Raw genomic sequence first — 355 nt, 5'->3', positions numbered from 1 at the left:
CACAGGACAGGTGGCCTTGATGCGCAGCTTGCGACGACCAGCGGCAACATCAGCCCGAAGAGTGTCAATTTCAGTCTTGGCATTGGCGAGTTCCTGAGTGTGAATCTTGTCTAGTTCGGAAAAATGTTGGATACGCTCTTGCTGCTTATTGATGGCAATGACTTGTGCGACATACTGTCGCTTTAACCTACTGTATTCTTCTGCCTTGTCCTGATACTCGCTGTAGTAGAACCAGAACAAGCCAGAGACCATCATCAGAGCAATTAGGGTGAAGTACTGGCTGCCAATCTTCATGACTGCCTTCCGACAAATTGGTCATACTTTTCTTTTAAAAACAATAACCCAAAAACAATTG

The 355-nt window shown here is 45.6% G+C and carries 1 protein-coding gene; it reads right to left on the bottom strand.

Going from position 1 to position 355, the window contains the following annotated elements; all coding sequences use genetic code 11:
• A partial coding sequence (locus Xsto_RS20970; RefSeq protein WP_141554569.1) for a lysis protein occupies positions 1-294 on the bottom strand: 294 nt, incomplete at its 3' end.
• Between the last annotated feature and the right edge of the window lie 61 nt (positions 295-355).

This window comes from Xenorhabdus stockiae, assembly GCF_002632825.1.
GTDB classification, from domain to species: domain Bacteria; phylum Pseudomonadota; class Gammaproteobacteria; order Enterobacterales; family Enterobacteriaceae; genus Xenorhabdus; species Xenorhabdus stockiae.
This window is presented reverse-complemented; position numbering and strand designations above follow the sequence as displayed.